General features: G+C 31.9%; 21 protein-coding genes. 2 read left to right on the top strand and 19 right to left on the bottom strand.

The genetic code is table 11. From position 1 onward, the window contains the following. Positions 1-9: 9 nt before the first annotated feature. Positions 10-303 carry a YciI family protein gene (locus tag EG346_RS11865; protein ID WP_123878838.1) on the top strand — a complete coding sequence of 98 codons (294 nt, stop codon included), beginning with the start codon at positions 10-12 and terminating at the stop codon, positions 301-303. Then, on the top strand, positions 300-1,064 hold the full coding sequence (locus tag EG346_RS11860; protein ID WP_123878836.1) for an exodeoxyribonuclease III: 765 nt from the start codon (positions 300-302) through the stop codon (positions 1,062-1,064). Before EG346_RS11865 ends, EG346_RS11860 begins: the two co-directional genes overlap by 4 nt. A 59-nt stretch (positions 1,065-1,123) precedes the next feature. Here the strand turns inward: EG346_RS11860 and EG346_RS11855 are convergent, their stop codons facing one another. The 19 genes from EG346_RS11855 to EG346_RS11770 form a co-directional block, all read right to left on the bottom strand. Then, complete coding sequence (locus tag EG346_RS11855; protein ID WP_262706607.1) at positions 1,124-1,966, bottom strand: IS3 family transposase; 843 nt, start codon at positions 1,964-1,966, stop codon at positions 1,124-1,126. Between the two features lie 23 nt (positions 1,967-1,989). Beyond that, on the bottom strand, positions 1,990-2,424 hold the full coding sequence (locus EG346_RS25105; RefSeq protein ID WP_228425833.1) for a hypothetical protein: 435 nt from the start codon (positions 2,422-2,424) through the stop codon (positions 1,990-1,992). 100 nt (positions 2,425-2,524) lie between these two features. Next, the gene (locus tag EG346_RS11850) at positions 2,525-2,896 is read right to left on the bottom strand and encodes a septal ring lytic transglycosylase RlpA family protein (RefSeq protein WP_073336540.1); all 372 of its coding nucleotides are present in this window, start codon (positions 2,894-2,896) and stop codon (positions 2,525-2,527) included. Positions 2,897-3,521: 625 nt separating this feature from the next. After that, complete coding sequence (locus EG346_RS11845) at positions 3,522-4,244, bottom strand: hypothetical protein (protein WP_123878834.1); 723 nt, start codon at positions 4,242-4,244, stop codon at positions 3,522-3,524. A 44-nt stretch (positions 4,245-4,288) separates the two neighbouring features. Next, entirely contained in the window at positions 4,289-4,918 is a 630-nt protein-coding gene (locus EG346_RS11840; protein ID WP_123878832.1) for a phage tail-like protein, read from the bottom strand. 355 nt (positions 4,919-5,273) lie between these two features. Continuing rightward, positions 5,274-6,575, bottom strand: a complete 1,302-nt coding sequence (rimO, locus tag EG346_RS11835; protein ID WP_073336535.1) for a 30S ribosomal protein S12 methylthiotransferase RimO — start codon at positions 6,573-6,575, stop codon at positions 5,274-5,276. A gap of 95 nt (positions 6,576-6,670) precedes the next feature. Then, positions 6,671-7,216 carry a dTDP-4-dehydrorhamnose 3,5-epimerase gene (rfbC, locus tag EG346_RS11830; protein ID WP_123878830.1) on the bottom strand — a complete coding sequence of 182 codons (546 nt, stop codon included), beginning with the start codon at positions 7,214-7,216 and terminating at the stop codon, positions 6,671-6,673. A 10-nt stretch (positions 7,217-7,226) separates the two neighbouring features. Further along, positions 7,227-8,189 (bottom strand): MraY family glycosyltransferase, encoded by a 963-nt coding sequence (locus EG346_RS11825; protein WP_123878828.1) that lies wholly within the window; start codon positions 8,187-8,189, stop codon positions 7,227-7,229. 3 nt (positions 8,190-8,192) lie between these two features. Further along, on the bottom strand, positions 8,193-9,086 hold the full coding sequence (locus EG346_RS11820; protein WP_123878826.1) for an NAD-dependent epimerase/dehydratase family protein: 894 nt from the start codon (positions 9,084-9,086) through the stop codon (positions 8,193-8,195). Beyond that, entirely contained in the window at positions 9,083-10,231 is a 1,149-nt protein-coding gene (locus EG346_RS11815) for a glycosyltransferase family 4 protein (protein WP_123878825.1), read from the bottom strand. Before EG346_RS11815 ends, EG346_RS11820 begins: the two co-directional genes overlap by 4 nt. A gap of 51 nt (positions 10,232-10,282) precedes the next feature. Further along, positions 10,283-11,326, bottom strand: a complete 1,044-nt coding sequence (locus EG346_RS11810; protein ID WP_123878823.1) for an EpsG family protein — start codon at positions 11,324-11,326, stop codon at positions 10,283-10,285. A 6-nt stretch (positions 11,327-11,332) separates the two neighbouring features. Continuing rightward, entirely contained in the window at positions 11,333-12,406 is a 1,074-nt protein-coding gene (locus tag EG346_RS11805; RefSeq protein ID WP_123878821.1) for a glycosyltransferase, read from the bottom strand. Continuing rightward, positions 12,406-13,272 (bottom strand): glycosyltransferase family A protein, encoded by an 867-nt coding sequence (locus EG346_RS11800; RefSeq protein WP_123878819.1) that lies wholly within the window; start codon positions 13,270-13,272, stop codon positions 12,406-12,408. The genes EG346_RS11805 and EG346_RS11800 overlap by 1 nt, the downstream gene beginning before the upstream one ends. Continuing rightward, positions 13,272-13,820, bottom strand: a complete 549-nt coding sequence (locus tag EG346_RS11795) for a serine O-acetyltransferase (RefSeq protein WP_228425831.1) — start codon at positions 13,818-13,820, stop codon at positions 13,272-13,274. Before EG346_RS11795 ends, EG346_RS11800 begins: the two co-directional genes overlap by 1 nt. Before the next feature lies 1 nt (position 13,821). Further along, positions 13,822-15,126 carry a right-handed parallel beta-helix repeat-containing protein gene (locus EG346_RS11790; RefSeq protein WP_123897665.1) on the bottom strand — a complete coding sequence of 435 codons (1,305 nt, stop codon included), beginning with the start codon at positions 15,124-15,126 and terminating at the stop codon, positions 13,822-13,824. A gap of 73 nt (positions 15,127-15,199) precedes the next feature. Further along, positions 15,200-16,294, bottom strand: coding sequence for an EpsG family protein (locus EG346_RS11785; RefSeq protein ID WP_123878815.1), 1,095 nt, complete (start codon positions 16,292-16,294; stop codon positions 15,200-15,202). Positions 16,295-16,355: 61 nt separating this feature from the next. Then, entirely contained in the window at positions 16,356-17,816 is a 1,461-nt protein-coding gene (locus tag EG346_RS11780) for a flippase (RefSeq protein ID WP_123878813.1), read from the bottom strand. Between the two features lie 50 nt (positions 17,817-17,866). Further along, positions 17,867-19,159: a nucleotide sugar dehydrogenase gene (locus tag EG346_RS11775; RefSeq protein WP_123878811.1), complete on the bottom strand. Its 1,293-nt coding sequence runs from the start codon at positions 19,157-19,159 to the stop codon at positions 17,867-17,869. Continuing rightward, positions 19,160-21,547, bottom strand: coding sequence for a GumC family protein (locus EG346_RS11770; protein ID WP_123878809.1), 2,388 nt, complete (start codon positions 21,545-21,547; stop codon positions 19,160-19,162). Position 21,548 lies beyond the last annotated feature (1 nt).

Here is a 21,548-nt window from a genome sequence, read left to right as displayed (position 1 = left end):
AAAAAAACAATGTTTATTATTTCTCTTACGTATAAAACTTCTCTGGAAAATGTGGAACACTTTATCCGGGAACACAATGATTTTCTTGAAAAATATTACAGCTCCGGACACCTGATCACTTCTGGCAGAAAAGAACCCAGAACTGGAGGAATTATTCTTGCTGATGCACATTCCAAAGAAGAAATTCAGGATATCATTAAAGAAGATCCTTTCTATAGTAATGACATAGCGGATTATGAAATCACTGAATTTATTCCATCAAAATATAACGAACATTTTAAATCTTTTATCAAAAACTCATGAAGTTAATCACCTATAATGTCAACGGAATCAGGGCAGCTTTCACAAAAGATTTTTTAGGCTGGCTGAAGACTGCTGATCCTGATATTGTCTGCATTCAGGAAAGCAAAGCAGGAAACGATCAGATCGATATTGAAAGTCTTGAAAAAATCGGTTATCATAGTTACTGGCACTCTGCGGTAAGAAAAGGCTACAGCGGGGTCGGAATCGCGTCTAAAATCAAGCCGAGTCATGTTGAATACGGATGTGGTATTGAAAGTTACGATAATGAAGGCAGGATTATCCGTGCAGATTTTGACGGCTACTCAGTAATTTCTGTTTATGTGCCTTCTGCGAGTAATATCGAAAGACTTGAATTTAAGATGCAGTTTTGCCATGATTTCCTAATCTATATAAAGGAACTCAGAAAAACGATTCCTAACCTTATTATTTCGGGAGATTTCAATATTTGCCATCAGGCTATCGATATTCATGATCCGGTGCGTTTAAAGAATGTTTCCGGCTTCCTGCCGATGGAACGGGAATGGATGACCAGCTTTATCGAAGAATGTGAACTGATTGACAGTTTCCGCTTTTTTAACAATGAACCGGACAATTACACCTGGTGGAGCTACCGACAGAATTCCAGAGCTAAAAATAAAGGCTGGAGACTTGATTATAACTTTGCCACATATACTTTAAAAGACAAGCTTTCAAGGGCCGTTATATTAAAGGAGGCCGTACATTCGGACCACTGCCCTGCGTTGCTAGAATTAAACGTCTAAATAAAAAAAGACTGACTAGTCCTGAAAATCTGATACAGATTAAAGGACAAAAATAATAATTAAACCAGAGCAAATTTGTTTTTGCTTTGGTTTTTGTTTTTATAAGTTTTCATTTTGATTTTCTTTTGTTGATGCATTTGATTTGGGGTTAAATAATGATTCGAAAAATGAGGTCGTAATTCATTATAAATTCCAATAGCTTCATTTACTATTTTTCTTCTGAGCGAAGTTTCAATATCATATTTATCGATATCAAATTCTTGTTTTAAAATACCATTCACTCTCTCTGCTACAGCATTTTCATAAGGATCGGAATTCTGCGTCATACTGCATTTTAATTGATATTTTTTCAAAATCCTTTGATACTCATTTGAGCAATATTGTAAGCCTCTATCAGAATGATGAATCAGTGGTTCTTTTTCAATGTTATTGTTTTTTAATGCCTTTCTCAATGCTACGAGACTGCTTTCTGTATTAAGGTTGTCTGCAACATGATACCCAACGATTTTCTTTGAATAGGCATCGGTTATCAAACTTAAATAACTCGGCTTTTTTCTGTTCCCGATATAAGTAATATCTGCCACCCAAACCTGGTTGGATTTGTTTATACTATAATCCAGAATCAGGTTTTTATGCTTTCTGAATCGATGATGAGAATTCGTTGTGATATGATAGCTCCTCTTGGGTATTATGAGCAAATTATTGGCTCTCAAAATATCAAAAAACTTATCCCTGCCTATTTTCAGGGATCTTAAAGTTCCCTTTAATAGAAAATACAGCTTCCTGCCTCCTAATTTTGGCATTTTTACGCGAATATCTTCTACGAGTTTTATCACTTTTGAAGCTTTGGTTTGTGAGTTTTCATACCGCTTGATACTTCTGTAATAGACTTGTCTATCCAATCCGAACAATTCGCAGGTAAAGATTAAGGTTTCTTTCTCTTCACTGCGGAAGCTGGTGATTGTCCGGGTGATAAGTTTTTTCTGATATCAATATCATATTCTTTCTCAGCAAGATTAATCATCATATCGAAAAATATCACCTTTTTATCCGCGATATAAGCCTGTCTCTCTAAAAATGCTTTCTGCTTTTCCAGCAGTTTAACTTCAGCTTCCAATTCCATAATACGCTGTTCCGGAGTCTTTTTCATGGTAAATGAATTTTGATTTTCCCAATCAAAGTTACCATATTTTCTAAGCCAACTAACAATCGTAGAGCGTGCTTGTATACCGTATTTTTTTCGACAGTCGGTAATTCCTGATTTTCCCGCTTCTATTTCTCTTACTATTTGAAGCTTCAAACTCAAATTGTAATCTCGCTGGGTACGCTTGACGTACTGGGTTTCTAAATGTTCTTCCATAACGATGCTTTTTTTGTGTATCGATATTTCAGGACTAGACAGACTACAAAATAAAAAGCCAGCTGAATCCAGCTGGCTTTTTTAAATTTAAATCATAAATTTAGTCGACAATTTCATATTCCACCGGAATTGTACCATGATTGATATCTCCGATTTCGTCGAACGCAGCTTTAGAAATATCTAATGCTCTTGATGCATGGAAAGGTCCTCTATCATTAATCTTCACTATCACCTGTTTTCCATTGTTCAGATTGGTAACTTTAATATTAGTTCCAAACGGAAGCGTTCTGTTGGCAGCGGTAAACTTTGAATTACTAAAGATCTCCCCGCTAGCTGTTTTTCTACCGTTAAATTTATCGTGGTAGTACGATGCATAACTTGTTTTCTTCGCATCTAAGGCATTATTTGTAAAAGAATAAATACCTAAGGTTGAAATCATCATTATGATTACGAGAATGAATCTTTTCATCATCTTGAATTTTATTGGTTTTGACGGAGCAAAAGTATAAGGAATGTTGTAAAGTCCCTACTCCGTATGTTAAAAACCGTTAACGAAAACAAAATTATATGTTAACGAAGCTTGTAAGTCCCTATTAACAGGGGTTTTAAACCACACTGTTAAAAAATGTTAAAAAAACAAGCTAAAAGTTAACATAATTAACTTATTACCGAAAAAATGCAAAAACCGAATTGTAAAACTCATTGAAAATCAATAATTTACATAAATCATAAAAATCTTATAATGCAGATGAAATGATTTAAAAAATTAAAATTTTTAAGATGCTTAAGGTAGAGAACAGGCTTGGTAAAAGTTATTTAAGGCCGTTTATATCATCACTCGTAATTATTTTAACATCACTATTTAACATTAAATTCAAATACTACCTGATATTCTTTATTTACAACTACAATAATTGATCTCTATTTCAAAAGCTATCTTCTTCATTATAATCAAATTGAATACCAAATCGATTCTGTAACCGCTAAAATATTATCCTAATTTAGCCCTGTTCTTACTTTCGGATTTGATTCCACATATTATCAAAAAAAAACCAATGATTGCTCATTGGTTTAAATTATATAAATAAGTATTGATCTTATTTTAAGTATTCAATTACATAGTCATAAGTCCCTGAAGGATATACGACTGACATGCTTGGTGAACCAGTAATAGCATTTCCTGCAGTGGTTGCTAATGTATAAGAATATAAACTTCTGTCATAAACAGTGTTTGTACCAGCCTTATAAATAGTGATACCATACAATGCAGTCATCCCTGTAGGAGCAGGAATATCAACAGCTGTAGAGCTTCCTGTAGCAGTAAACTGCCCTTTGATTGCGTATACCTGAGCATTGTTTACTAAGGTATTCGTTGCTACTTCAGAATTCGTAAAGTTTACTTTAGGGTTTCCTGCAATTGGCAACCAACGACCACCAGCCGTAGTATAATTACCAGGACCTGCGGTAGGATTAGAGAAATAGTAGAATCCAGGAGTTACCGCCTGAGCTCCGACACCAGATCCTGTACCAGGAGTATTACCAGTACCTGAATTATAAACGATCATACCGTCATATCCTGTAGGAAAGTTAAGTGCTCCTGTAGTTGGAGTTACAAATGTAAAAGTTGTAAGATTTGTTCTTGGAAATGCAAGACCTTTACCTGAATTGGTACTTCCTGAAAATCCATTAGCAGAAGCGTCAAGAAAAACTGACTGTCCTCCAACTGTTGAACTAACTGCGTTGTTAGATCTGATTTGAGCGAATGTGCTACTTGTACCTGAAACGATTGCAAGTAAAATTGTTGTTATATAGAGTTTCATAACTTTGTTCTTAAATTATTAATCTGATAATTGAAATTCACTTATTAGAAACCGTTGAAACTATACCAGTTAGTACCATCACATATATAAGTCAATGTACCTCCTTGCTGGATTGGTGAAACGGTCGCAGACGAATGTGCTCCTGTCACACTAAAACCAGTTCCATTTGGAGTAGTATCGATAAAAGAGATAGTTTTTCCGTTAGTTTTGGTTAAAATACTTAAATCAAAAGTAGTACTTGAAGTAACAAGTATAGCGTTGCCTAAATCTGCATCGGAAATAGTACCAGCAGTCTGAGCTCTAACCGTCATACCAACTGGAGCAGCGCCCCCACCAAAAGGCTTCCATTCAGGAACTACATTATCAAAATAATAAAATCCTGCACCAGTAATTTTAGCCTTTCTAGGGCCAGTACCGGTACCTGAAGTAATGTACACTATAGCACCATTTTGTGGAGCACCATAGGTACCTGACGTGTTGTCTTTAGCAGATAGCTCTGCAGCTGTCATACGAGGGACTAATAAGGCATCAGGTCTGGCATTATCAGTAGTATTGGCTACTACGTCTAACGTTGCGGAAGGTGTAGTCGTGTTAATACCTACACGTCCCTGCTGAGCCTTGGAAACTGCCGAAAGGCCAACGAGCATTGTCGCTGTTAATAAAAATTTTTTCATAAGTTTTTAAAGATTTAAATTACATTATTTCCCATCAATATTTTCCAAAATGGAAAATGCATCTCAACTTGTGCTTCTTTTTTAAACTGAACATTTTCCAGTCTAATGGATAGGCAACTGATTGAAGCATTTGATTTTAAAACATTGCTTATTGCGCAAATTTAAGACATAATTTTCGAATTTATTCATTTTATGTAAAAAAAATAATAGACTTTTATCTACAAAAACAATAAAGCATTGTAAATCAGAATTATCGATAATTTAACAACTGAACTAATTGTGTTAAATTTTATTAATATTTTTAATTATCTGCGGAAAGTATGCAAATAATACAATTTTGATAAGAGGCACATTATCAGACTAATTCCCCATATAAGTCGAACTCTTCAGCAGAAGTTATTTTCACCTCTGCAAACTCTCCGATAGAGATATAGGTTTCTTCAGCAGATACAAGAACTGTGTTGTCAACATCCGGCGAATCGTACTCTGTTCTTCCGATAAAATAATTGCCCTCTTTTCTGTCAAATACACACTTGAACGTTTTACCAATCTTCTCCTGATTCTTCTCCCAGGAAATCTGTGACTGAAGCTCCATGATTTCTTCCACTCTTGCTTCTTTCACTTCCTGTGGTACATCATCTTCCAAAACATAAGCACCGGTATTCTCTTCGTGAGAATAGGTAAAGCATCCCAATCTGTCAAACTTCTGTTCTTTTACCCAGTCTTTCAACTCCTGGAATCTCTCCTGAGTTTCTCCCGGATAACCTACGATCAAAGTAGTTCTAATTGCCATGTCCGGAACTTTTTCTCTAAACTTGGCTAATAATGCATCGGTTTTTTCATGGGTTGTTCCTCTTTTCATAGATTTCAACAAATCGGAGTTGATATGCTGAAGGGGAATGTCTATATAGTTACATACTTTGGGTTCTTCACGGATGATATCAAGAACATCTTCCGGAAAACCACTTGGGAAAGCATAATGAAGACGGATCCATTCAATACCGTCAACTTTCACCAGCTCTTTTAAAAGCTCTCCAAGGGCACGCTTTTTATAAATATCAAGACCGTAGTACGTAAGATCTTGTGCTATAAGAATAATTTCTTTAGTTCCTTTCTTGGCCAATTTTTGAGTTTCCAGGACCAATTTTTCGATAGGTGTAGAAACATGTCCTCCTCTCATTAAAGGGATTGCACAGAAAGAACAAGGTCTGTCACAGCCTTCTGAAATTTTCAGGTATGCATAATGTTTAGGAGTTGTTGTCAATCTCTCTCCTACCAGTTCGTGTTTGTAATCTGCACCAAGATGCTTCAACAGAATAGGAAGATCTCTAGTTCCAAAATACTGATCTACATCCGGTATTTCTCTGATAAGATCCGGCTTATATCTTTCTGAAAGGCAACCTGTAACAAAAACCTTCTCGACTTCACCTCTGTTTTTAGCTTCTACATAATCAAGGATGGTATTAATGGACTCTTCTTTTGCATTGTCAATAAAACCGCATGTATTGATCACTACAATATCTCCACGGTCTTCATGAACCACCTCTTTACCATTGGCTTTCAGCTGACTCATTAATACTTCAGAATCGTATACATTCTTGGAACATCCAAGTGTAACCACATTGATTTTCTTCTTCCCTACAGATTTTGTGCGCATCGTTTTGATTTTGAGTGTGCAAAGATACAAAATTATAAAAGAGTAAGGCTTAAAAAAAGAAAACCACTTTATAAAAGTGGTTTTCAATGTTTTATTTAAAAATTACGTTCAGAAAATTTTGGAAGAGATTCGTCTTTTTCGGAAAGCTTGATAACTTCTTGTGGTAATTTCCAATCAATATTAAGATCCGTATCATTCCATATAACACTTCCTTCAGAATCTTTATGATAAAAATTATCACATTTATATGAAAAAATGGCTGTCTCGCTCAAAACAGAAAAGCCATGTCCAAATCCTCGTGGAACATACAACTGGAATTTATTTTCGGGAGTAAGTTCAATTCCAAACCATTTTCCGAATGTTGGAGAATCTTCTCTAAGGTCTACTGCCACATCCCAAACTTTGCCTTCCAAACATGAAACTAATTTCGCCTGTGCATGTTCACCCTTCTGAAGATGAACACCACGCAGAACGCCGTAGAAGGATTTAGAAATATTATCTTGAACAAAGTGGCCATTCATGCCTGTTAATTCCTCAAACTTCTTTTCATTAAATTTTTCAAAGAAGTATCCTCTTTCATCTTCAATAATGTTGGGTTCTATGATATAACAATCTTTAAGTGGGGTCTCTTTTATTTTCATAGTTATGTTTTTATAAATTATATTCTTTTTTTAAACTCCATTTTAATCCTAAATAAATTCCACCTGTAGGAATAAATATAATCAAAATAACAACCCAAAGAGGAAGTTGTGAATGAATTAAAAATATATTAACTAATAATTGACAAAAAGCGAATACAGAACTTACAATCAGGTGTGAAACTTTTTTCTCATTGGCAAAAAGCTGGTACAAATGTCTTCTATGAGCCTCAAAAATATTTTCTTTTAAAAGTATTCTTTCAGTAATCGTAAGAACGACTTCCATTCCGTAAATTGAAAGTAAAAGGATATATTTGTATTCTTCTGTTCTCATGATAAGAAGCGTAATAAGCCCGATCACCCAAAACCCTATTCCCATGCTTCCAACATCCCCGGCAAAACATTTCGCTTTTTTTCTAAAATTAAAAAAGAGAAATACCATACACGCCAAAATCGGATATAAGATAAAATTTTCGTTGGTAAACTGAATGATATCTTTATTGATATATGCCAGCGAACCTAAAGTAACAAGGCTATAGACTCCCGTCATGCCATTAATACCATCCATAAAGTTATATGCATTCAATGTCCCGATAATGATCACAAAAAGGATTGGCCATACCCAGAAAGGCATTAGAGTAAAAGCGCCTGTAAAGTATAAAAGAAGAACTACGGAAATCAAGTGAACGGAAAGCCTGATCTTGTTCGATAAAGTCCGGACATCATCAACAAAGCTGATAGTACATATCGCCAAAAGTCCTAAACCGAAAGACCAATAATCCTGTATGGCTTCATTTAGATTAAACAGACAGAAAATAATAAAAGCAATAGGAAAAATAATTCCTCCTCCTCTTAAGGTAATCTGTGAATGCGCGCTTCTATGGTTCGGTTTATCGATAATATTATATTTGTCAGCTATTTTAAAATAAACCAACAACGACACAGAAAGTAAAATTATAACAATTGCAAATTCCATAAATTATAGTTGAAATTTTTCCATTACATTGGAAGGATTAAAATCTAATTCTTTTTTGATTTTTTCGTTGGAGAAAGTGAGAGACTCTGTTATTTTTTTTAGTCTTAAAGAATTAATCGGCGCTTTTTCACCTAGCAAATCTCCGATCTTAGCTAATAGAAGTGCGACAAAATAAGGGATACTTGCAGCTGGTTTTTTATTTAACATTTTTGAGATTTTATCGGAGATATCTTTAAAGCTGGGATTATGATTGTCACAAACATTATAAATCCCTCCATCTTTATTAATAATGCTTGCAGTAAGTTCTGCAAAATCTTCTACCCAAAAAATACTTTTTCTTGCTGTTCCTCCAGCAATATTAAAATATTTCCTTCTTTTTATAGCATTGATCATATCCCTTAAATTACCCGGTGGATTTGGGCCAGCAATAAGTGAGGGTCTTAAAATAAACAACTTTACATTATTTGCCTTGCACCAGTCGGCAAGAAATTTTTCAGCCAAAATTTTACTTTTAGCATATGGTGTATTCCCCTCTAATGGAAAATTTTCACTTATATTTTGTCCAAAATCTTTCCCATATACAGCTACTGTACTTATAAAAATAAAAATTTTCGGAAGATTTTTTTCTAAGGATAGACAAAGATTTTTTGTTCCTTGATAATTTACGTCATAAAATATTATTTCTTCTTCTTTTGACTTTGGAATAGAATGAGCTTTACCTGCCGCATGGAAAATCATATCAAATCTTTCTTCAAATAATGGAATCTCGTCAGTAATATTATTAACAAAATCAGCACTATGTGTTCCTAAAGTTTTAACATCAAAGGATTTCCTCCGAAGTACAGGAATAACATTTTTTCCGAGAAAACCATTTGCTCCAGTAAATAAAATCTTCATAACAATTCTTTTTTAATCATTTTCCATATTTTGGTCTGTTCAAAATTTTCAACGACAAAATCCCTTCCTCTTTGGCCAAATTCTTTACGCCTTTCAGCATTCTCCATGAAAAACTCTAAACATTTACTTATGTCTTCAGCAGTAATAGTCTTGGTAATAATTCCTGTTTCATTTTCTATAACTGCTTCATTACATCCAGTAGCATTTGTGGTTATAACAGGTAATCTCATTGATGATGCCTCTAAAACAACAGTTGGAAATCCTTCTCTGTAAGACGGCAGGACGAAAACATCCATTAAAGAATAAAATACAGACGTATCTTCCACTTCACCAACATGAATAATAGTTTTTGTATTTCGAATAATGTTGAGAGATTGATCCGATATAGCATCTCTTTTTTCTAAAGGTCCCACAAGAAGCAGTTTTGCGTTAGTATTATTTTTAGAAAATAATAACCATGCTTCAAGCAATTCATTAATTCCTTTATCAGTTACGAGTCTTCCTACAAAACCAAACACCACATTGTTTTCATCTATACTATATTGCTGTTTTAGTTTTGCAACAATGGTTTTATCGATATTATCTGGATTATATTTATTATAGCAATCCACACCGTTACATGTTCCTTTACCCAGAATAATGTTCTTGCTTTTATTATTAAGTCTATCTGTGATACTTTTTTGTTTGATTCCGTTACTGACGCATATTACTTTATTTGCTAAATTTCCAGATAATCTTTCTATATTTGTGAGTAAGATCTTCTTTATACCCTTGCTTGTTTCATAAACTAAACCATGTCTAAAATAAATTTTAGATTCCACTCCGGCCAAAGTAGCCGCTAACATTGCAATCATTCCTCCTTTTGGAGTATGGCCAACAACAGTCGTTATATTGTTTTCGATAATAAATTTACGTAATTTATAAATTGCTTTTAAATCTTCAATAGGAGTAATTGCTCTATTAATATCTAATTCGTAACTCTTAAAACCATATTTATCAGATAATTCACTTACATTACGTGCCGGAGAACAAGCAACAAAAAAATTATATTTCAGATCATTAGCATTAAAATAATTAAATTGTTCTCCAACAAAAAATGATATTGAAAATGAAACTGAAACTACATGTAAAATATTTTTATTCATTGTATTTTTTTTAATTTAAACCTGAAAGTATTTTTCAGTTTTAATTACACATTAGATAAAATCATACAAACCTTCTATATAAAGAAACACCTGAAAGAAAAATAGGATTAAAAAATATATAAAAATTCTCTTTTTTATTTTAAAACTAATCATGTTTTCCTGAAGTAAACAAATCACAAACAGAATCTTAACAAAAAAAGAAACCCGTTCGAAAAAAGTCAAATAAATAAATGTGAAGTTCATAAGTGCAGAAAGAATGAACAATATTTTCAACCAAACATCATCCTTTTTATTTTTCCATTGAAAGAATAAAAAAGCCAAAGTAAATAAATACCAGCTAAATTTATAGACGCTCACTAAAATAATCTTTATGTTATTCAACGTCAGCTTGAAATAATAATCCTTCTGAAAAGTGTAGAACTGTAGTTTGCCAATTATAGGTATTGAACTAAAGTTTGTAAATGTTTCGTTCTGAAATGGGAGATAAATAACCGGAAGAATAAATCCTACAAATGAAATCAACCATAGTAAATGGATTTTCTTTAATTTCAGTTTCAACAAAGCCAAGCAAGGCAAATAAAATATGGAACTAAAATGCACAAGCATAGAGCCTAAAAATATAAAGCCTGATTTGAAATACTTATGATTGACTAATAAATATATTGCTCCATATAATAAAGCAATACTGTGAAGATTTCTAACTCCTGATAAAAGTCCGGATACACTTATAGCGGAAGCAATAAATATTGGAACTATTATCATATTCTTACAAGTTCTATCTAATATAAGATAACTCACTTTAAGGATTATAAAAACGGTTGAATAAGTAATAGCTCCTAATAAAAAATTAACTGGAATACCTACTTTAGAAAAAACGTAAATATATATCTGTATTATGTAATCTGAAAGGTTTTTGAGGAAGTTCCAAAATTCAATAATTGTCATTCCCTGAAACTTATTATAAAAATAATAAAAACGATATAAATCATCAAAAATCGGGGGAGGATTTACGATCACAACAGAAGCCAAAGCGAAAAGCCCAGGAATGAGATACAATAATATATTATATATTTTCTTTGATTTTATATTTTCCATTTCAAATTATAAATCTGAATAAAGTTTTATCGTACTATCGACCAATTTCTTAATGTCAAATTCTCTTGATTTAGAAAGACATTTCTCTGAAATTTCTTTATAGTACTCAATATTTTCCAAAGAAATAATTTTCATCTTCAAATTTTCCTCACTTCCTTTTTTAAATAGTATTCCTCCTCCATTTACAACCTGCGCCAAACCATCTACATCTGAAGCTATTAATGGAACACCGCATGCCATTGCTTCAACTGCTGCCAAACCGAAACCTTCTATGTGAGAGCTTAAAACTGCAATATCACACATTTTTAGCAAGGAATAAACATCTGATCTTATCCCCAAAAAATTAACTCTATTTTCAACTCCAATTTCTTTCACTAAATTCTTAAGGATATCTTTTCTTTCACCATCGCCAATGAGTAACAGTTTATATTTTTCTGGTAATAAAGATAATGTTCTAATAAGGGTATCCTGATCTTTTTGTTCACGAAAGCCTGCAACCATAACCAACAATCTTTCATTTTCAAAATATCCAAAATTTGATCTATCAGCTTTCGGAGCATTTTTAATATCCTGTATCTTGATACCATTTTGTATTACTATCAGCTTTTCTTGAGGAAGATCAAGCTTTTCAACTAATTTATTTTTCACTTCCTGAGTAATGCAAATAACCTTATCATAGAAGCTATAGATAAATTTTTCAATCCTTTTGAATTTATTATTTTCTATACGCTTATTTGATGTACTGTGCTCGGTAAAAACAAGCTTAACATTTTTATTTCCAATCATTTTAGCAATAGCTGCAAAATATTGAGCTGGAAATAAGTGCACATGTACTATATTATATTTTGAGAGGTATGGAATGATTTTTACAATGTATAGTGGATTATAAAATGTCTTTCCTAAAGAGTATATATTGCCATATTTACCTGCTGCCAATTGTTTGTAAAAGGGTGTTTTGTCTCCATTCAGCAATAAAACATCAACCTGACAGCCCTCTTGTACGAGAGCTGGAACCATTTCAGTTAATAGCTTTTCTGCACCTCCAGTACCCAATCCATCAATAATATGTAAAACTTTCATTAAGATTCTTTTATAAAAAAGTATAAACTAACAGGAAACCCTATTAAGGAGAGTAATGGATTAACTTCTTTCCATTTATTTAAAAAAGTTCTCTTCGAAAATCTGGCAAACCTCCAATAATTAATATTGGCTTTTATTTTTTGAAGAAGAGGAATAGGCATTCTTGAAAAATCCGAATAAAAAAGCAATGTATATTCGGGCGAATTCTTTCTTATTTTAAAATTATTATATGTAAGTCCCCCTTCCAGATATTCCGCAATATAAATAATATCTGAAAACCAGAGAAATTTATATTTTAATGCTACATTATACCAAAGCACACCTTCTGTACAGAATCTTTCTCCATCAATACTGGGAAAAGGATATTCTCTTAATATATCTGTCCTTATAATTTCTGCCATATCCCCTTGTATCTTCATTCTGAATCTAAAATCCAGGGCATTGGCGTGAATATCCTCATAAGTGTTTTGTGATCCTATATATTGGGTTTTAGAATATCCAATTCTGCCGGATAATCCTGCATAAGATTCATTATTTTCAATAAGTTTATACTTATCGGCTATTATCGCAGTAGCATCTTCTGTTAAATAATCATCGCTATCAACAATAAAAAATAATTTACCTTCAGCGATTAGAGCTCCCTGATTAATGGCAATATGTTTTCCTGCATTGGCTTGCTTATGATAATGCATTGGAATATTTCCATGTTTCTGAAATTCTTCCACAATATTTTGGGTATCATCTGAAGAGCCGTCATCAACAATCACCCATTCAAAATTCTGTACTTTCTGCTGGCATAAACTTTCATATAAGCGTTGAAGCAAATATCCTCTATTATATGTTGGAGTAAAGATTGTTAATAGCATTATATGACAAATTTATTTTTAATGTATTCTCCTGGATTTTTGTAGTTTAAAACCTTTGCATAATTTCCTACTGCAGTTGCATTTTCAGGAATATCTTTTGTGACTACGCTTCCTGCCCCTATCGTTGAGTTTTTACCAATTTTAACATTTTCTATAATACAAACATTAGGACCAATATATACGTTGTCTCCAATTACAGCTGCATTTCCATTATTGGCTCCTATACTTGTGTATTGAGAGAGATTTACGTTATTTCCTATGATTGTGGTTGGATTTATAACTAATGGTCCCGAATGTCCCAAATAAAAACCATATCCAATTTTAGTTTTATGGCTGATATCAATTCTATACTTTATTCTTTTGACATTCAAAACAATAAAACAAATTTTATGAAAAAAGCGGTTATGGTGTTGAGATAATCTAAGCCATACACAATAATTAAATCCTCGATTAATCATATACTGTACAATAAAAGATTTTAGAGAATAGCTTGCTGTATAACGATAAAGGTCAGATTTTATATATTCAATAATTTGCTTTAGCTTCATCTTATTTTATGTATCTACCGAATATTTTCACATTCTTGTTTAAACTCTCCTTAGAAAAAGTATTTTTCCTATAGATATTTGTTGAATTATCAAATGATAATACGATTTCGCTCAGATCAAGATTATTATTAGAAATATCTATATCACTTGCGTCGTAAACATCAAGTCGTTTTCCAGACACTCTATTTGAAGTAAATATTATTCTTTTAACCCTTTGATTAGTTCCCCTGCCTTGTGCTACTGACAAAGAGAGACTTTTTGAAAGATCTGAAAAAATATTATTGGCCACATTAACATCACTGCTCGTAATTTGTAACAGGTTGTTAGGGATAAAATAATCTTTTTCTACGGTTATCTCATTATTTTTAATAATTGTTCCTGTATTTGTTTCAAAACCAAGCATTAATATTCCGGCTGAAGTATAAAGAATGGATTTGCTTTGCTTTCCAAGTCCCCTATTGGTTATAATATTAGAATCAACTATTTGCTTATTTCCGTTATTATTCCACAAAACAACACCAGAAGAATTACCTATTAAATAATTTTTGTAAATCGTTGCAGTACCATCAATAAGTTCTACATGAATAGCTCTATCGTATCCCGTAACAGTATTATTGAATATTGTCCCGTTGCCTGATCTGCTGCCTTCAATACAAATTCCAACAGTTCCAAGTCTTTGTGTTTTTAAAACATTATTGATAACTTTATTATTTTCTATTAAATAGCTGTTAACACCATTTAAATATATTCCATTCCCATGATTATCAACATAATCATACGGATTTCCGGTAACATTCTCGAAGGTATTGTTTGAGATTTCTGTAAAGGTATTAGAGTATGCTCCGATCCCCGATGTACCATATATATTTCTAATGGTCATATTAGTCACCTTAAATCCACTTAATGTCTCCGCTACAAAAGCCCAGATATCAGGGTTATTTTTAACTTTTGTTTTATAATTTTCTGCAGCGTCCACAATTCCACCATCAATTTCTACGTTGAACTTATTTATTGTTTTATCTGTAGGGTCCTGTGTTGATCTGAATCTAAAACCTTTGAAATCGTTGGTATAATGTAATACCGCTTCCTTATCCAATCTGATTTTAAAACTTTGGTTTATAATAAATATATAACTATTCTCATATACACCCTTTCTCATTCTTTTCTTATTGTCCAGGTAATAGTTTCCTTTGGGAATATACAAAATCCCTCCATTTTTGCTGATATATTCTATGGCTTTATCAAAACCTCCAGTATCGTCATTCTGATCATCCCCTTTTACATTAAATGTATTAATATTAACCATTTTTTCCTGAGCACATGACAGCAGAAAACAATTAAACAGGAAAGAAAATAAAAAAAATTGTCTATATATCATTTTAAAAATCTTTGAACAAATATGATTTATATGGAAGGTAGCCTTCCCCATTGTCAAACACTAATAATTCTCTTGTATATACAGCAAAACAATAAAATATCAAAATCAACAATATGCCTATTCCTACTGATTTTTTATTAGGAATAAATAATAGTGAGGAAAGAATAACAATATATCCTATTATAAAATATCCTTTTAAACGAGCAATGAATGCAAAATCATAGAACGCAAAAGTAATCATCATAAAGATAACATATAAATTAAAGAACAGATTAAAATATTTTATTTTGTTCTCTATTCTGTATCTATTCATTAATATTACAAACAAAATCGGAACCATTTCTATAAAATTAAGAACATTGGCACCAGCTCCTTCCTCTTCGAGGTAACCAGTAAGCTTTTCTCCACCAAAAGGTAAAAAACTGGAAATTTGCATACCTATTAAAGAACCAATTTTTAGTACCCCCATACCAATTGATATAAATAATAAAACAACTGTCCTTTTGTTACTGATTTTTACTCTATATAAAAAATAAACAACTATAAACAATATAGCACTTGTATGAAAAAATGAGGCCAGAAGGACCATTAAAAAAAATTTAAAAAACTTTCTTTCTATTACAAATTGAATGGCAAGCCAACAAATTATCATCGCAATAATCTGTCTCTGTGCGGTAAAAAAATAATATAAAAACCCCTTTGCAAAGAAAATGGTTAGTAATACTCCATATACATTAGAATAACGGGTAAATACAAAATAGAGTCCAATACTACAACAGATTCCCAAGAAAAGTAAAAAAGTATTAAAATCAACTCCTAAATAATTAAAAGCAGACATTAAAATAATGTACCCTTTCTCTGTACCTAATAATAAAAAATAATCAGGTGAAAAAACATCTGAAAAATCCTTATCGGTATTTTCGTACATTAATTCATAAACAAGGTAATCAGAGCCTCCAATATTAAATCTCGAGCCTGCAAAGATTCCAAGGATTATAAAAAAAATAAAAAAGGGAATTTTATTTGCGTTTTCTTTAAAATAAGTATAAAATGACAGGAAAATTGAAAATATGTATAGTATGATATATGCCGCCATTATTCAAGTATTTTAGAAAATTGTAAAGAATTGAAATTTTCTAATTATAGTAATATTAAAATTATTTATTTTTTAATTTGCCCATAAGCAAGGAGACTCCTTCCTGAACATATTTTTCTTTTACAATTAACAAACAAACAAATATAGATAAAAAAAACATAATAGATTCTCCTATAAATTTCCAAAAGTTAAATTCCAAATTAAAATACTTTTTGAATCCTAATAACAATAAAAATACTATTATTGAACTCGCTAAAATTTTAAACACGTTTTTATTAAAGAATAACCCTTTTGGAAGTTGTTTTCTAATAAAAGCCAACATAAATAATATAGCAACTATTTCAGCTAAAATTTGTGTAACAGCTGCACCGTTCTGCTGCCAGTGCTTTATAGCATACAGATTAACAACTACACTAAAAGCTGCTGTTAATATAACTGCGTAGGTGTAGATTTTTTCTTTCTTCTGAATAAACAGGACCAGATATCCTAAAAAATATACAATGCCTGCTATTAAACAAATAGGAGATAACAATTTCATGGTTAGCACTGAAGGATAGAAATCATCTCCAGCCATCACATTAATTATTTCTTCTGAAAATAAGAAAAAAAATAATGAAATAGGAACAGAAAAAATCAAAATTAAATTAAACGATTTGACTAATGTGTCACTATACAATTCTGTCTCACTTTCCCAGTAAGTAGATAACCTTGGGATTAAAACCAGACCAATAACTGAAATAAATGTGGTAGTAAGTCTTATTAGTTTATTGGACGCAGCATAATACCCTAAATATTTATCTCCGGCTAAATGACTGATCAGAAAACTATCTAATTGAAGATAAATATTTACAGAAATTGCCGCTACAAAAATTGTCATTATTGGTTTGAGATGTCTTTTAAAGTCTAATGTCTTAAATGAAATTTCATGAAACTGGATGTTTTTATATAAAAAATAGAAATTAAAAACATTTGACCCACATACATATAAAATTGTAATAAATACATATATAAGATAATCATCCTTGGTATGAATACATAAGTACAGAATAGCCAATGCAATTAATCGGACAAAAACAAATCTGACAGTGATGTAAAGCTGATCTTCCATACCCATAAAAAACCAATCTGCACCGGCATTATTAAGTAAGATGACAATACTGAAAAGTAAAATTAAGGTCTTATAATCAGAGAAAAAGTTGAAACCATATATTAATGTAAAAAGAGCAATGTACGAAATTAAAGTAGTAACGAAAAGTATCGACAAAAGCTCCACTAGGGTTTGAGATAGTTTTCTCTTATTGTTTCGTTGTTTAGCTATTTCACGTACTCCATACATTGGAATTCCAAGAACAGAGAACATGATAAAGTAATTAATAATTGTATTAGCATACTCTACCTTACCTATTATTTCAGCACCCAATGTTTTATTTGCATGAGACATAATAAGCAAGCCAACGATAGCCGAAGTCATAATCCTAAGTGCACTTAAAACATAGTTTAAGCCTAAGCTTTTTTTTTCCATCAATAGTATTGTGCTTTTCAAATGTAATAATGCAGTATTTGAGACACTATTTATAGTCTTGCATCTACTAAATCTCTGTTCAGACAGGCTTTTGTATCAAAAATTACGGCATTTTCTCTTTTCAATTTTCGAAGATCTATTTCAAGAAACTCATTATGAGCGACAGCAATAATAATAAAATCATATTGTCTGTCTTCTTTAAGCTGATTCAGAATTTCTACACCATATTCCTGCTTTACTTTTTCTATGCTTGCCCAAGGATCAAATATGTCAACATTAATTCCATATTCAAGTAACTCCGTATAAATATCCAAAACCTTACTATTTCTGATATCTGGACAATTTTCTTTAAAAGTAACTCCCAGAATTAATGCTTCTGAGCCTTTAATTATACCACCTTTTGCAATACGAAGTTTAATAACTTTTGATGCTATAAATTTAGCAATAGAATCATTTACACGACGCCCTGACAAAATAACATCTGGATGATACCCTAGTTGTTCTGCTTTGTGAGCCAGATAATATGGATCTACAGAAATACAATGTCCTCCAACCAGACCTGGTTTATATTTTAAAAAATTATATTTTGTGCCTGCAGCTTCCAGAACATCATTTGTGTCTATGCCTATTCTGTCAAATATTAATGCGAGTTCATTTATAAATGAAATATTAATATCTCGTTGGGCATTTTCTATGGCTTTTGACGCTTCAGCTACTTTAATACTAGGGGCTTTATGCGTTCCTGCTGTAATGATTTTACTATATAAATCGTCTATTTTGTGTGCAATTTCAGGCGTTGATCCTGAAGTAACTTTTATGACACTTGTCAGAGTATTGATCTTGTCACCGGGATTAATCCTTTCTGGAGAATAGCCAACAAAAAAATCCTTATTAAACTGAAGTTGTGAATATTTCTCCAATACAGGAACACATTCTTCTTCTGTACAACCAGGAAAAACGGTTGATTCGTAGATTACAATATCTCCTTTTTTAAGGATTTCCCCCAACATTTTTGAGGCTGATATTAATGGACTTAAATCTGGAGCATTATACTTATCGATGGGGGTAGGAACTGTCACAATGAATATATTACTTTCTGAAATCTCAGATACTTTATCCGTTGCTTTATATCCCTTTTGGCCTTTAGATTCTGTAAATTGTTCTAGACCTTCTTTCAATTTATCAACATCGGCTTCAAGAGTAATATCCTGTCCATTGTTTAACTGATCTACTCTATCCAAATTTATATCAAATCCAAGAACAGAATAATGAGAAGCAAATTCAAGTGCCAAAGGTAGTCCAACATACCCCTGCCCAATGATGGCAATCTTATAGAAATCCATTTAACTAAATATTTTTTTTATTTTTTGCACCCAGGTTTTTTCCTCTACCTTCATGTATCCGTAACCATATTTGTTACTATATCCTAAGTTTTCACTACTCACATCATTTAATACAAAAGCTACATTTTTAATTTTATCCTGGTCAATATTACTATTAGCAAATTCAATCAACGCCTTTTCAGTATAGTTAGATCTTGAAACATAAATTATTATATCTGACAATTCTGCAATTAAGAATGAATCGGTTACCAATAATAATGGTGCTGTATCAAGAATAATGTAGTCATATTTAGCCTTAAGCTGGTTCAGAAGCAACTCATATCTACCGTTTGATAATAATTCTGTAGGATTTGGAGGTATCATTCCTGAATAAATAACATCCAAATAAGGGTTAAAAGTGGATACGTGAATTATTTCTTCCAACTTTGTTTGATCTGAATAAAGGTATTCAGTAAGTCCGATTAACCCCTTTCTAGCAGGGTTATAACGTTGCAGCTGAGGATTTCTAATGTCCGAACCAATAATGATTACTTTCTTCTTTGGCCCGGCCATTGTTAAAGCTAAATTTACAGAGGCAAATGTCTTCCCTTCTCCTTTAACAGTAGACGTAACAAAAATTACTTTTGCATCATTATTCTTAGGAAGCATGAAATTCATATTTGTAATAAGAATTCTAAACGCTTCAGCCATTGGAGTGATATCGTTCATTCGTACAATATCTGATTCCCCTTTTTCTTTACTTGGCAATTCTGCAATCACAGGAGCATGCACAAGTTTCTCCAGATCGTGCTTAGTCTGCAATTTATTATTAAACAATTCTTTCAAATAGATAATTGCCAACGGTATTAGCAATCCTATAATAAGAGCTGCCATTAAAATAATTCCACTTTTCGGAGATACTGGAGCTCCGTAAGCATACGCAGCATCTATTACTCTGGCTTTAGGAGCAAAAACAGATTGTGTTATTGCAGTTTCTTCTCTTTTTTGAAGTAATAATAGATAGAGATTTTCTTTTATTTGTTGTTGCCTTTCAATACCTCTAAATATTTTTTCTATCGTTGGTAATTTGGAAATCTTACCAGATATTTTATTTTGCTCACCTAAATATTGATTCTTTGCTAGCTCTAAGCCCGTTCTATTCTTTTGTAGACTTTGTGTTATGGATGTACGCATAGAATTAATCTGCTTTGTAACATCAACAACTACAGGATTTTCAGGAGTAGCAGATTCTAATAATCTATTTCTTTGTAAAACCAACTGATTATATACTGAAATTCCTGCGATAGCATCAGGATTATTTAGTCCTACATTAGCTGGTAAAACCTGATATGCCCCTTGGTGTGATATAAAGTTCATCAATGAAGAGGTCAATTCTAACTGCGCATCAATTTCCAACTGTTTTGCTCTTGCTTCAGCAGAACTTTGCAAATCTATCTTTGCCTCAGCTTCCAGGTCCGTTAAATTATTTTGGGATTTAAAATTTTCTTTCTGATTTTCTACCTGTCCCAATTCAATAGAAAGCCTTTTAATCCTATCTTCAATAAAGTTTAATGTCTTTTGAGATTCTTGATTTTTATCTAATATTGCATCATTGTTATATGCAACAATAAGTGCATTAAGAATATCTTTAGCTTTATTAATTTCTGGATATCTTATATTTAATTTGATGATGGTGGTCTCTTTATTAATTAGCCCTGCATTAACCATCCCTTGTAAGCTATTTACCTTTGCATCAATTGATCCAATATTAAGCTCAAGATTATTATAGTCTATTTTTTTTACTAAATTTTTATTAAATTTAGTATTCTTTACGATAATAATATTAGCAAAAGGTAACGATATTGTCCTTCCAAATCCAGTGACAATATTTTTTTTAAGCTTTTCTGAGGATATAAAAAGTTGGTCACCTTTAATTTGAAGTTTTATAATATTATTTGCATTAATATCTTGTTTTTGACTAACAATCTTAACCTCAATAGGAGAAGTTTCCTTGTATAATTCGGTACTTCTAATTCTACCTTTAGCTATAATATTTGTTTGAAGATTTTGACTGTTTACTACACTATTCATTAATCTTTTAGACTTGAATATCTCAATTTCATTGGTAATACTGTTAGTCTTAAGTCCTCCAAAACCTGAAAAATCAGGCAAAATACCTAGATTACTTGCAGTAGGAGATGATGTATTTTTGGCATCTTTAATAAGTACTGTAGCTTGCGTATTATATACAGGAGTCATAAATTTAAGGGATATATACCCTAGAATAATACATAATACCGCACTTACAATAAACCATGGCCATCTTCTGATATATGGCTTAATGATTTCATTAATATCAACATTAAAATTATTTTTTACTTCAGAATTTTGTGAAGACTGTTTATCCATC

The sequence above is a fragment of the Chryseobacterium carnipullorum genome (genome assembly GCF_003815695.1).
Taxonomy (GTDB): Bacteria; Bacteroidota; Bacteroidia; order Flavobacteriales; family Weeksellaceae; genus Chryseobacterium; species Chryseobacterium carnipullorum.
This window is presented reverse-complemented; position numbering and strand designations above follow the sequence as displayed.